The organism is Neosynechococcus sphagnicola sy1 (genome assembly GCF_000775285.1).
Lineage (GTDB): Bacteria > Cyanobacteriota > Cyanobacteriia > Neosynechococcales > Neosynechococcaceae > Neosynechococcus > Neosynechococcus sphagnicola.
The window spans coordinates 1-12,705 of record NZ_JJML01000035.1 but is presented as its reverse complement, the minus strand read 5'-3'; the positions used below and the strand labels follow the sequence as shown (position 1 = coordinate 12,705).

General features: G+C 46.1%; 13 protein-coding genes and 1 pseudogene. 8 read left to right on the top strand and 6 right to left on the bottom strand.

Annotated features, from left to right (window positions below; all coding sequences use genetic code 11):
- Positions 1-11: 11 nt before the first annotated feature.
- The 4 genes from aroF to DO97_RS14290 form a co-directional block, all read right to left on the bottom strand.
- The gene (gene aroF / locus DO97_RS14305) at positions 12-1,073 is read right to left on the bottom strand and encodes a 3-deoxy-7-phosphoheptulonate synthase (protein WP_036534649.1); all 1,062 of its coding nucleotides are present in this window, start codon (positions 1,071-1,073) and stop codon (positions 12-14) included.
- Positions 1,074-1,148: 75 nt separating this feature from the next.
- Entirely contained in the window at positions 1,149-1,601 is a 453-nt protein-coding gene (locus tag DO97_RS14300; protein ID WP_036534646.1) for a PAM68 family protein, read from the bottom strand.
- Between the two features lie 9 nt (positions 1,602-1,610).
- Complete coding sequence (rpsO, locus tag DO97_RS14295) at positions 1,611-1,880, bottom strand: 30S ribosomal protein S15 (RefSeq protein WP_036534643.1); 270 nt, start codon at positions 1,878-1,880, stop codon at positions 1,611-1,613.
- A 201-nt stretch (positions 1,881-2,081) separates the two neighbouring features.
- A complete protein-coding gene (locus DO97_RS14290) occupies positions 2,082-3,692 on the bottom strand; it encodes an NAD(P)H-quinone oxidoreductase subunit 4 (RefSeq protein ID WP_036534640.1) in 1,611 nt (536 codons plus the stop codon).
- Between the two features lie 419 nt (positions 3,693-4,111).
- On the opposite strand from DO97_RS14290, the gene DO97_RS24450 reads away from it, so the two are divergent.
- Both DO97_RS24450 and DO97_RS14280 read left to right on the top strand, forming a co-directional pair.
- Positions 4,112-4,348, top strand: a complete 237-nt coding sequence (locus DO97_RS24450; protein ID WP_162183005.1) for a hypothetical protein — start codon at positions 4,112-4,114, stop codon at positions 4,346-4,348.
- The gene (locus DO97_RS14280) at positions 4,332-4,577 is read left to right on the top strand and encodes a tetratricopeptide repeat protein (protein WP_036534635.1); all 246 of its coding nucleotides are present in this window, start codon (positions 4,332-4,334) and stop codon (positions 4,575-4,577) included. The genes DO97_RS24450 and DO97_RS14280 overlap by 17 nt, the downstream gene beginning before the upstream one ends.
- Before the next feature lie 431 nt (positions 4,578-5,008).
- Here the strand turns inward: DO97_RS14280 and DO97_RS14275 are convergent, their stop codons facing one another.
- Positions 5,009-5,620: a cysteine dioxygenase family protein gene (locus DO97_RS14275; protein WP_036534682.1), complete on the bottom strand. Its 612-nt coding sequence runs from the start codon at positions 5,618-5,620 to the stop codon at positions 5,009-5,011.
- A gap of 17 nt (positions 5,621-5,637) precedes the next feature.
- Positions 5,638-6,147 (bottom strand): hypothetical protein, encoded by a 510-nt coding sequence (locus DO97_RS14270; protein ID WP_036534633.1) that lies wholly within the window; start codon positions 6,145-6,147, stop codon positions 5,638-5,640.
- A 519-nt stretch (positions 6,148-6,666) separates the two neighbouring features.
- On the opposite strand from DO97_RS14270, the gene DO97_RS27775 reads away from it, so the two are divergent.
- The 6 genes and pseudogenes from DO97_RS27775 to DO97_RS14250 all read left to right on the top strand — a co-directional run bounded on the left by DO97_RS27775 (position 6,667) and on the right by DO97_RS14250 (position 12,614).
- Positions 6,667-6,795 (top strand): hypothetical protein, encoded by a 129-nt coding sequence (locus DO97_RS27775; RefSeq protein WP_275575036.1) that lies wholly within the window; start codon positions 6,667-6,669, stop codon positions 6,793-6,795.
- On the top strand, positions 6,774-7,055 hold the full coding sequence (locus DO97_RS24005) for a helix-turn-helix domain-containing protein (protein WP_162183004.1): 282 nt from the start codon (positions 6,774-6,776) through the stop codon (positions 7,053-7,055). Before DO97_RS27775 ends, DO97_RS24005 begins: the two co-directional genes overlap by 22 nt.
- 143 nt (positions 7,056-7,198) lie before the next feature.
- Positions 7,199-7,345, top strand: a complete 147-nt coding sequence (locus tag DO97_RS24000) for a hypothetical protein (protein WP_156120586.1) — start codon at positions 7,199-7,201, stop codon at positions 7,343-7,345.
- Positions 7,346-7,392: 47 nt separating this feature from the next.
- Positions 7,393-7,725: pseudogene (locus DO97_RS23995) on the top strand (transposase); the annotation flags it as partial.
- A 144-nt stretch (positions 7,726-7,869) separates the two neighbouring features.
- Positions 7,870-10,836 carry a response regulator gene (locus DO97_RS21220; protein WP_052128757.1) on the top strand — a complete coding sequence of 989 codons (2,967 nt, stop codon included), beginning with the start codon at positions 7,870-7,872 and terminating at the stop codon, positions 10,834-10,836.
- Positions 10,809-12,614 carry a two-component system response regulator gene (locus DO97_RS14250; RefSeq protein ID WP_036534631.1) on the top strand — a complete coding sequence of 602 codons (1,806 nt, stop codon included), beginning with the start codon at positions 10,809-10,811 and terminating at the stop codon, positions 12,612-12,614. The genes DO97_RS21220 and DO97_RS14250 overlap by 28 nt, the downstream gene beginning before the upstream one ends.
- Positions 12,615-12,705 lie beyond the last annotated feature (91 nt).

Sequence of the window (12,705 nt, the reverse complement as noted above, 5' to 3'; positions counted from 1 at the left end):
CCCTCTCGCCGTTAGGTGAGAGCCACTGCTGTCTGGGGCCAGCGATGCACAGCCTTTCCAATCACAGCCAGCTCCTGCATTAAGGTATCAAACCGCTCGGGAGTTAAGGATTGGGGGCCATCTGACAGGGCTTTAGCAGGATTGGGGTGAACCTCAATCATCAAAGAATCGGCTCCCGCTGCGATCGCCGCCATGGCCATTGCCGGGACATACTCTGCCCGTCCGGTGCCATGGCTGGGATCAATCATAATTGGCAAATGGGTGAGCGATCGCAGGACTGGAATTGCAGACAGATCCAAGGTATTTCGGGCATACTGACGATCAAAGGTGCGAATACCCCGCTCACAAAGAATCACATTGGGATTGCCCGCCGCCAGAATGTACTCAGCTGCCATCAACCACTCCTCAATGGTGGCCGCCATGCCCCGTTTCAGCAGCACTGGCTTATCCTGAGCCCCCACCTTCTTGAGCAGGGAAAAATTTTGCATATTACGGGCACCCACCTGCACCACATCCGCAACCTCGGCCACCTTTTCCAGATCCGCCGTATCCATCACTTCAGTAATAATTCCCAGCCCCGTCGCCTCGCGGGCGGCTGCTAGTAACCCCAGGGCACTTTCCCCATGTCCCTGGAAGGCGTAGGGTGAAGTTCTGGGTTTATAGGCGCCACCACGCAGAAACTGAGCCCCCGCTGCCTTGACCCGACGGGCAGTTTCCACAATCATGACTTCATTTTCAACGGAGCAGGGACCTGCAACCACCACCAGGGGATGATGCTCACCGAAGTGAATCGCCCCAGCCAGGGTTGGCACCACCACTTCGCTGGCTTCACCGTGGCGATATTCCCGACTGGTGCGCTTGAAAGGCTGTTCCACTCGTAACACCTGCTCAATCCAGGGGCTAATTTCCTGAATTTGTAAGGGGTCTAAGTCCGCCGTATCCCCGACCAAGCCAATCACAACTTTGTGCTTGCCAACAATTTTTTCGGGTACCAACCCCCAATCATCCCGGAGTTCGCGATTGATTCGTGAAATTTCGGCTTCAGGAGCCCCACCTTTGAATACCACAATCATGCTTAGAACATCCAATAAACTGCCGACTGACAAAAATTACCGCCAAGGGTCAGCCACATGATTTCCAAACATTGGCTATCCCGGATCGGAGGGGTTGTTGCTGCGCCAAGAGGCCACTGTTCGCCCCCAATTGGTCTTAAAGTCTTCCCAACCTAGATAAGTCCCCGATTGCACTTCATCCCAGGAAGCTGAGAGCACCCCATAGGTTAAACCCACGACTCCCAGACCAAAGAACCCGAGGCTTACCAGCAACACTGCAATGGGAGGCAACTTAAACCAGCCCTGGCTGACGACCACATAGCTGCCAATAAACGTCAGCATCCCTAGGGTGGTGGGAACCCCGCAAAAGACAACCATACGTCTTGCCATACGTTGACTGACAATGGGGGGAATTCCACTGATCAATGCGGTTGTGGCAGCTTCCTGTTGGTGCTTCTGCTGGACTGCTGGGGAAACGGACTTTGAGCTTTTTTGACGGTTACGGGTGGGTTCAAACGGTAACCGCTCGGGTTGGGGTTCAACAGACATAAGCGAGATCTAACCGCGAATTCCCAGGCGACCGATCAACGTCCGATAGCGGTCTTGATCCTGCTTTTGGATGTAGGCCAAGAGACGTTTGCGAAGACCAATCATTCTCAACAGTCCCCGGCGTGAAGCGTGATCTTTCTTGTTCGTCTTCAAATGTTCACTCAGCTTATTGATGCGCTCAGTGAGCATGGCAACTTGGACATCCGCCGAACCAGTGTCGGTCTCATGAACCTGATAGGCATCAATAATTTCTTGTTTGCGCTGTTGCAGCAGAGTCATGACTCTAACTATCCTTCCTTACATCTGAAATAAATGTAGCAGTCTGCGATCTTATCATAGCGACTCGACCCCTGGGAACGTCCAATGGAAGATAGCAATCCCAGTTTCCACAGCTCACGCGACTGGAAACCCGAGAGAACAGCCGTGAGCCTCTGGGGATAATCCCCAGAGGCTCACGGCTAGTTGAACAGAGGCATGGGGCTAATCAATTACCCCTACAATGTCCTGAACATCCGCCAAGGGCATCTGGGGAGCACTGAAGGCATCAGCGTAACGCTGGAAGGGCTGTTGCTGAGCAATCAGGGGCAATACATTCCGGGCATGGGCTGCAACGGCAACAGTTGTGACATCGTAGACATTGGTGACCAGTTTCGGATAGAGTCCAATTCCAATGATCGGAAGCAACAGGCAGGCCGTAATAAATAGTTCTCGGGGCTTGGCATCAAAGCGTCCCAGGGGAAGGGTCAACCGAGGATTCTCAGAGCCGTAAAAGATTTGGCGCAGCATCGAAAGGAGATAGACGGGAGTAAGAATCACCCCCACTGCTGCCAGAAAAATTACCCCTGCCTTAAAGGCCGAGCTATAAACCTCGCTGGTCGCAATGCCCAAGAAAATGGACAATTCACTGATAAATCCACTCATTCCTGGTAAAGCAAGGGAGGCCAGTGATCCCGCCGTAAACAAGGCAAAAACAATCGGCATCCGTTGGGCCAAACCACCCATGTCATCCATCACCAGGGTGTGGGTGCGCTCGTAGGTGATGCCACAGAGGAAGAACAGTGCAGCCGCAATCAAGCCATGGGACATCATTTGTAAGACAGCCCCGTTCATCCCCAGTTCAGTGTAAGCAGCAATGCCAATGAGGACAAATCCCATATGGGAAATGGAAGAATAGGCCATCCGCCGCTTTAAATTTTTCTGGGCAAAGGAGGCTAAGGCACCATAGATAATATTGACTACGCCCAAGACCACCAAGACAGGTGCAAAGTAAACGTGGGCATCGGGCAGCATTTCAATATTCATCCGGATCAGGGCATAGCCCCCCATCTTTAACAGCACCCCAGCTAAAATCATCGAAACTGGCGCAGACGCTTCACTGTGGGCATCGGGTAGCCAAGTGTGGAGCGGGAAGATGGGTAACTTGACCCCAAATGCGATTAGGAACGCTGCATAGATCAGGACTTCAAAGGTCAGGGAGTAATCTTTGAGCGCCAACTGATGCATATCAAAGGTAACGGTGTCTCCGTAAAAGGCCATCGCCAGCCCCCCAATCAAGATGAACACCGAAGCCGCTGCCGTGTAGAGAATAAATTTAGTAGCGGCATAGAAGCGACGCTGACCTCCCCAGATAGAAATTAGGAGGTACACAGGCACCAATTCCAGTTCCCACATCAGAAAGAAGAGGAGGATATCCTGGGCGGCAAAAACGCCGATCTGGGCGCTGTACATTGCCAGCATTAAGAAGTAGAACAGCCGAGGCTTGTGGGTGACGGGCCAAGCCGCCATCATTGCCAAGGTGGTTACCAGTCCCGTCAGCACAATCAGGGGCATGGACAAACCATCTATGGCTAAGGACCAATTCAGACCCAGTTGGGGAACCCAAGCGTAGGTTTCAACCAGTTGCAAGCTGGGGTCTTGGAGGTTGTAGTGGTACCAGAAGGTATAAACAATCAGAGCAAAGTCAGTGAGGGCAACCCCTAAGGCATACCAACGTATTGTCTTACCTTGCTTGTCCGGCATCAGGGGGATCGGCAAGGCAGCAATCAGGGGGAGGAGAATGATGGCAGTCAGCCAGGGGAATTGAGTCGTCATGAATTCCTAACTCCAGTCAGGACTTGTAGAGGATGTATCGATCGCGGTCAGCGCTACGCAGAGGAAAACGAAGGTTTGTTAAAGCAGATGAGAATAATTACCTATGAAGAATATTAGCCCAGTTTTATTAACTTAGATGAACTAAAACCGACTTTTATTGCGCAAACTTTATGAAGTTTTTTGAAGCACGAAGGCTTTGTTGACCTTGGAAGCGACTCCAGTCTCTGCTGGCATGAGGTATCAGATTTTCGAGGCGGCTCTGATTTTGTAAAGAAATATTAACATCCATTGGCACTCCCCGATCGCGCGGTTGCTCACCCGGCTTGCAGATCCCCCAATCCTAGGCTTCAGGGTGGAGTGGGCTGACAGGATGGGCACTCGATATTCCAGTAATCCGAGGTGAGGGATGGCCCATGGAGATGGTGAGGTCATTGGGAGATGGGGACAACCTTCGCGGCACGTCGGATCTGTATGGGTTGGATCTGATGCTGGCAGAGGGGAACCCAGGATTGACCGCATCGGCACAAGTTTCAGCGATACTTGCAGTAGTGTTTGCAGTCAGAGAGCAGCGCTGCTCAATCTTCAAAGCCCTGCTATGGCTTCTACCGCAGTCGTTTTTGCATTTGTCTTCCCCTCTCTATGTCACCGCCCCCTGAGGAGCTGCTCAAAATTGGAAGTACAGCACTCAAGCAGTGCAATTATCATCAGGCAATCCAGGCTCTAGAAGCGTTCTGTCAGAGGGCATCCCCTGACACCCCAGGCTATACCCAGGCTCAAATGTGGTTGGTGAGAGCCTATAAAGGCAATGGTAATTCCGCACCGGCGATCGCCCTTTGTCCTATTTCTGTGATGGTCAACTCTAAAAGCATCAGCCCCTCTATCTAGCTATCTACGACTCTGGTGAAACTTGAGGATACAAACCCAGTTCTTTACTAAGTTGTCGCGCTATGAAAATTAGAAACTTAGCGGCATCTTGATGATCTTGATGGGCCATCATGGTTGCCACTTGCATCAATGATTTCACTAATCCTGCATCGAGCAACTCTGGTTGACTATCTAAGAGGATGTTTTAAAAGTCTTCCTGGGTGTATCCAACCACTCAGACCACCTAGAGACCGCTACGACAGAATCAGGGTTTATGGATTTTAGATTGCACCACTGAGTCGTATTTGAGGCTCAAGACGACCCTTTTAAAACATCCTCTAAAACCTCTGGCTCCTGCCCATTGGGACATTTGAGCAATTGATCGATCAGGTTAAAGTATTGGTCTTGGCGATGGTCTGACATCATGATTTTTGAATAAAGGGATGTGGAGGTTAGAAATTTTTGGCGGTGTGAGTCACGGGATCAAACTCAAAGCGTTTGGAATGGTGGGTTTCGCCGTAGAGACTGAAGGTAACGGTCGTTTCATCACCAGCGGCTTCAACACCATGAATTGCATCGGGAGTAAAGCTGATGATGTCTCCTGGCAATAAAGTGACTTCAGCCGTTGGCTCTATCCAATCTGGGAACTGTGGCTTAGGATTCCGTTGCCAAAAGGTATTTTTTTCTTCTCCCCTGAACACTGCAACAACGCCCCAAGTTCCGTGATTGTGAATGGACGATCGTGTACCGGGTAAGTAAGTGGCAATCTGCACGGTCAGTGGATAACCAATTTCGTCATACAGCACGATGACTCCAGTGCCTGTGTCAGGGCTGGGTTCAATAAACTGCGTCTGTAGCCAGTAGGAATTTGTGATGAATCGGCGCACGAGTAGCCAGAGTTGCGGCAAACAATCGGTTTCATCGATCGCTGCTTCCAGCACATCTTCTACTTCCGTCAAAAAGCGATGAAACCGATAAGGCGTGCGGAGCAAGTCCCATTCTCTCGCAGGCTTACAAGTCTGCCACTGCCCGTCTTCTGTGACCAGCAAATCTCGATGTTTCATCGCTGTCTCAACCATGGTCACTCGTCCTCCTCATCGTCAGGGTGAGTCAGAATGTGTAACACTGTGGCTGCCCCAAATTCTCGTTTATCATCGATTTCGCTGACACGAGCGGTGATCACGGTTGCCTCCTCGATCGCACCCGTCCGTGCCAGAACCAATCCAGAAGCCGCATAAGTATTGAGATATAATCGGATGCTGGGTTCTTCCTTCCGACTGCTGAGGATCGGTGCCAGCAACTCCCACGACTCAGGCAGCGCCTCTAACTGTCTGATTTGCTTAATCACCTGGGTTGCAATTTGGAGAGCGGCGGCATCATTGTGCTTATAGAAGAAATAGCGGTAGGCAGCGACTAACACATCCAGAGAGGCACCAGAGATCGTCAGTGATTGCTGGATATAGCCCTGGGACTGTACCGTATCTGCCCAGGTATTCGCTGCCGCAATCAGCAAACGTTTGACTTCACCAGGCAAGTCATACCAGGATAGCGTCGGTTCAGGGCTGGACTGAGGCTTAAAACAAATTTGCATAGGCTTAGAGGCGCGGCATAATGGCGATGAAAACAATCATGGGGGTACTCTTTTTATATCAGATGCCTTCAAGCTAAATTGCAGCGATCGCCCCATGTCTCGACTCAATCCCATTAGCAATGTACTCAGGCGCTCAAATTAACTTATTTCAATCATTCCAGACAAAAATATGGGATAGGGTACAGGTATTTTTCCAACAGAAAATCGGTCTTTATAGGTAAGGGGACGAGTATTTTCCCACTGTTTTAAGGGCCGTTATTGACGTGTCATTGACTGTCTGTGGGCGCATCACAGGGCTTATCAGCCTAATGCAGTACGTTTTAGATAAACTGGTGCATTCCGTTGATCACCCATATGAAACCCTACTCCCTAGACTTGCGTCAGAAATGCGTCAGAAAGTTGTCGAGACGTATGAGGCAGGTGGAATTTCACAACGTAATACCAATTTAATGTGAAGTCTCATATTTAATGTGAAGTCTCATACCATATGAGCCGTAAAGTCTAGAGGTCAAGTCAGGCATGAGTCGCCCGTTCACCATCGAAATTACGGAAAGTGAAACAGACTTGAAGAAACGACTCCAACATGCACGGGAAGCAATTCACAAGGAAAAGCTCCAAATGCTCTGGTGGCTCAAAGTGGGCAAGTGAGCCAGCAACAAGAAATCGGTCAGCGACTGGGACGCGACACGTCCACGGTGACCCGCTGGTTGCAAAAGTACCGCCAGGGCGGACTGGTAGAACTGTTGCAAATCAACAAGGCACCGGGGAACGAGCGCAAAATCAAGGGTGAGGTACTCGCAGATCTGCAACAGAAATTGCAAAATCCAGAGGGCTTCTCCAGCTATGGTGCGCTTGTAGAATGGCTGAAGCAAAAACATGGTCTAAAGGTTGAGTATGGCACGGTCTAAACCACAGTCCGGTATCTGCTGGGGGCGAAACTCAAGGAGCCTCGCCCCCAGCGCTATCGGCAGAATCAGCAGGCCGTTGAGACTTTTAGAAAAACCTTGGTGCGGCGCTGATTGTTCTAGAGAGCCTGTTAGCCCAGGGGAAAGTGATTCACTATCTGTGTCAGGATGAAACCCGAGTAGGATTAAAGACCCAGACTGGCAAAGTGATTACGGCTAAAGGGGTGAAGCCTAAGGTTGCGGTGCAATGGGGACGAGAGAATTTCTGGATTTATGGAGCCATTGCCCCTTGAGCGGTGATCATTTCTTGCATGAGTATCCCTAACTCAATGGCGAGTGCTTTCAGGAGTTTTTGGATTGGCTTTCCCAACAGTTGGGCGAGGATTGGGCTATTTTACAAGTCGATCAAGCCCCAGCTCACATGACGAATGCAATTTGTTGGCTGGAGAACATTATTCCTTTGGTGCAACCTGCCCACAGTCCTGAACTTAACCCAATTGAACGGTTCTGGAAATTGCTCAAACAACCGCTGAAAAATCAGATTTTTCCTTCCTTGCAAGCGTTGCGGGAACGAGTTCAAAAACTGTTTGAGCAACTGCCGTTGGAACAAGTCATGTCAGTTTCTTCCTACAACTTTATTTTAGAGGCACTGTTCTATGCAGCCTCACATTAAATTGATATTAGTGCCTAAAAATCTCTACCACGAGCGGTGCAACGCAGTTGCGATTAATTTCGTTTTCAATCAATTCATTCAGCAAATCAAACAACTAAATGTCATATTAACCACTAAAGTTGATCTTGTGGTTAATGCAGATAAATGAAGTGGCGTATCATAGAGACATTTAATACAGGAATAGGAGTTACGGCAATAATTTTAGTTGGCTTACAAAGCATATTCATGCTAGGTATTGCTAGATCTAGCAATACCTATGTTTTGGTTTCACACATTAGTGAAGTAAAAGAAAAACTAAATTTGCTTATTTCTTCACTTAAAGATTTGGAAACGGCAGAGCGTGGATACCTATTAACTAACGAAGCAAGATACTTAGAACTTTACAATTCTGCACTTCCTGAAATTATACCGCGACTGGAAGAAATTAAAAAACTAACATCTGATAATCCCGTTCAAATAGCATCCCTTAATATACTTCAGCCCTTGATTGAAAAAAAGCTAGTTCTGATAGCTGAATTAATTAAATCTGGTCAATCCAGTCCCAACACATTAGCTATATTGCAAAAAGATCTTAATAAAAGCAAGCTGATTATGGATGAAATTCGCTTGATTATTACCCAGATAATTAAACGCGAACAAGTATTATTCCAACAGAGTATCGTATACACAAATAGAGCTAGTCAAACGCTGATATTAATGTCATGCCTAGGAGTACTTATAGATCTCTTTGTCCTTGCTATAGTTTACTTTACGATCAGGAATGAGATGTCTAGGTATTACCATAATGAAAAGGCATTAAATCAACATACAGTAGAACTTCTAGCAATAGCAACTGATGCTGTCATTACCAAAGATGACTTTTTGGCCAGGATGAGCCACGATATTCGCACACCACTATCTGCAATTATCGGACTAAACTATTTGGCGTTACAAACCAAATTAAATAATCAACAGCGAGACTATCTCCAAAAAATTCAAAAATCAGGAAAGTATCTCTTACAATTAATCAATGACATCCTTGATTTCTCGAAGCTCGAAGCAGGAATGCTCGAGATTGAAAAAATTTATTTTCAGCTTGATGAATCCCTGTCAAGTATTGCCTCTGTATCTGAATTTCTGGCTCAGGAGAAAGGGCTGAAGTTAGGAGTGCATATCGCTCCAGATGTTCCTCATGGTCTGATCGGCTCTCCGAAACGACTAGAGCAAATTTTAATGAATTTGATTGGTAATGCGATCAAATTCACGGAAGCGGGCGAAGTAAATGTTTCGATAAAGTGTGAGTCGGGTACACAAAATCAAGTTACCTTACTGATTTCTGTTCAAGATACAGGGATTGGATTAGCAGAGTCACAAATCGATCAGTTGTTTAAAGCCTTTAAGCAAGGTGAGCAATCCATCGAACGCAAATATGGCGGCTCAGGATTAGGGTTAGCAATCTGCAAACACTTAGTCAAAATGATGGGTGGAGAGATTTGGGTTGAAAGTGAAGTTGGCAATGGTAGCTGTTTTAAGTTCACTGTTATTTGCGATCGCGCCCAGATTGCAGGTGGGAAAGAAGTGCTTTCTCTGATGGGGTTAGCCGCTTTACGGGTTTTAGTTGTGGATGACAATCAAGAAACACGACTTGGAGTAAAGGATATGCTGTTTTCTCTGGGCTTTGATTCAACAACGGTGGCATCAGGTGAATTGGCGATCGCGGAACTTGTAAGAGCCTCTTACGTTGGTACAGCATACAATCTCGCGATCCTTGACTGGATACTCCAAGACGGAATGGATGGAATTGAGACAGCCAAGTTTATTCAGAATGATGTTCGCATTGTCGAAAAACCCAAAATGATTATGCTAACGGCATATTCTCAAGCCTATATGCAAAAGGATAGAATTGGATCGGGATTTGCGGTAGTACTTGAGAAGCCGTTAAATCGATCAACTCTTTTTGATGCCATTGTCAGAGTTTGCGGACATATTATCGATAAAACGCTTTACATCTCAGCATCGAAGATTGCTCCAGTAAGACTGGAATGGTTAAAAGGAAAGAAAATTCTGCTAGTAGAAGATAATGAGATTAACCAGCAAATTGCGTTTGAATTACTGACTGCAAATGGCCTTGTTGTTGAAATTGCCAATAATGGAATTGAAGCGATTGCCTGGATTCACAAACATGTTTTCGATTGCATCCTCATGGATGTACAGATGCCGGAGATGAATGGGCTGGAGGCAACTCGCCAGATTCGTCTCACTGCTATGAAAGAATGCAATGAATATCTACTAAATCTGCCGATTATTGCTATGACTGCTAATGTGCTGGATGGCGATCGCAAAATTAGCCTAGAAGCAGGAATGAACGACTATATTACCAAGCCAATCGATCCAGATATAATGTTTAGGACTCTCCTACACTGGATTCCTCCCACAATCATCAAAGAAAATGCTCTCGCTAATGACAGATTGATAGTTGCTACAGAGAATACAAAACAAGATTTTCCTGCAATGCCCAGTATTGATATTAAGGCCGGGTTACATTATATCGGGGGTAAACATAACAGCTATCGCAAACTCTTACTAATGTTTCGGCACAATAACTTAAATGTTGGCGAATCTATCTGTTCGGCATTGACGCATGGAGAAAAAGAAACAGCCTTACGACTGGTGCATACAATTAAAGGTGTGGCTGGGAGCATTGGGGCGATCTCTCTGCAACAGGCAACTGCCTGTTTAGAGGTAGTAATCAGAGCAGATAATACATTTGCGATAGAATTAGAGCGCTTTACTAATTGTCTTAATGAAGTCATAAATGCGATCGCTTGTTTAGAAAAGCCACTAGACATACCCCCAACTCCCACTGATCAAACAACCATTGATTCAGAAATAGTCAATTCACTCATCACTCGTATGGTTGATTTTTTAGAGGTAGATATGATTGCCGCGATCGACTGTTTGGCAACTCTAAAAACCCATCTCAATGGCAAATATTCTGATTATATGCAGAGTCTAGATAAGGCTATGGAGACCTTTAATACTGATGACGCTCAAAATATCTTGCAGCAACTCGAAAACAGTCTAAAAAATATAAAAAACCTAGTTTGGAAATTCTTGTGCCTAACTCTATAAAGAAAATTCTAGTCGTGGATGACAGTCCAGAAAATATCCAGTTACTATTAGAAGTATTAAAGGATACCTATACCGTTATCGTGGCTACCAATGGAGAAAAAGCTTTACAGTTAGCAGCGAAAGAACCTCAGCCAGACTTGATTTTACTGGACGTGATCATGTCTGGTATGAGCGGCTATGAAGTCTGTAGTTGTATGAAAACCAACATAAAGACAAGAGAGATTCCGATTGTCTTTGTCACAGCCCTTAACGAAGCTATTGATGTAGCCCAAGGCTTTGAACTCGGTGCTGTGGACTATATTTCAAAACCAATTAACCCTGCTATTGTTAAAGCTCGCGTCCAAAATCACTTGAAGATTTTAGGACTTACTCGCTCCCTCCAAAAGGTTAATCGCGATCTGGCAGATTTTAACCTTAGCTTAGAAAGACTGGTACAAGAGCGAACGGCAGAACTATATCAGGCTACCTATTTCGATAGTTTGACGGGTTTACTCAGCCGCGCTTCTTTACTGCGCGATCTCGATAGTGCTCTAGAATTAATTCATCAGTCTTCTACTCAAGGGTTTGCTCTTTTAGTGCTTGACTGCATGCAATTTAGCCTGATCAACAACTCGTTTGGACATGCCATTGGCGATCAAATTCTGATTGCAATCGGCGAAAGATTTACAACTCATATGCCAACAGGAGATTCCCTTTATCGCATTGGTGGCGATAAATTTTGCTTTCTATTACATAGGAATATTATTGAAGCTCAAGTTGTTAGCTTTGCAGAGCAAATTATTCAAACATTTTCTGAGCCTTTTGTTGTGGAAGAATATGAGATTTTTGCCAACGCGAGATTAGGTATTACAATCGCGGGAAACCACTATCATCAAGCTGTTGAGTTAATTCGTGATGTTGACACTGCTCTACAAAAAGCTAGATCGAATGGCATCGCAGGTTATTATATTTTTCAGCGATCGCTGCATGATTTCGCATTCAAACGCTTGCGGTTAGAGAATGATCTGCGTCTTGCCTTAGTACGTGGAGAGTTCGTTGTCTTTTATCAACCCATTATCAACCTTAGTAATCGAAAAATAGATTCCTTTGAAGCTCTAATACGTTGGCAGCATCCTCAAAGAGGTTTGGTATCACCAATAGAGTTTATTCCTTGTCTAGAAGAAACTGGTTCGATTGTCCCCGTAGGTATGTTTGTTCTGCATCAGGCTTGTGCTCAACTGCAAGAATGGCAAAAAACTTTTAATTCCGAACTGTCAATAAGCGTTAATCTTGCAGCACGCCAGATGGTCTATCCCAAATTATTGGCCGATATTGACTTCATTCTCAAAGAAACAAACTGTAACCCCGAGCGCCTAAAATTGGAAGTTACGGAAAGTGGACTACTGGAAGTAGGACAGCAAACAATAGATCTTTTGCAGGCACTTCGAGATCGCGGCATTCGTATCAGTATTGACGATTTTGGTACGGGTTATTCATCACTTGCTTATCTGCAAAAGCTCCCTGTAGACACTTTGAAAATCGATCGCGTATTTGTCAAAGATATCCAAGCTAATGGAGAGAATGCCGAAATTGTGCAAGCGGTGATTCAATTAGGAAAAGCTTTAGGAAAGGATATTATTGCCGAAGGTTGTGAAACTAACGCTCAGGTTACCTTCTTAAAAGGAATTGGCTGCGATTTTGCACAGGGTTACCACTTTGCCGAGCCAATGGATGTAGCACATGTAGGTAAATTCATAACAAAATTTATGGGTAGCGATCTAGAGGCCATGATAAATTAAAGATATTTTAGCAATCAGTCCAAATACCAATGGAACTAAAATGTTCCTACTGTGAACCTGCCTACATTGTTAAAAATGGCACAACCCGCCA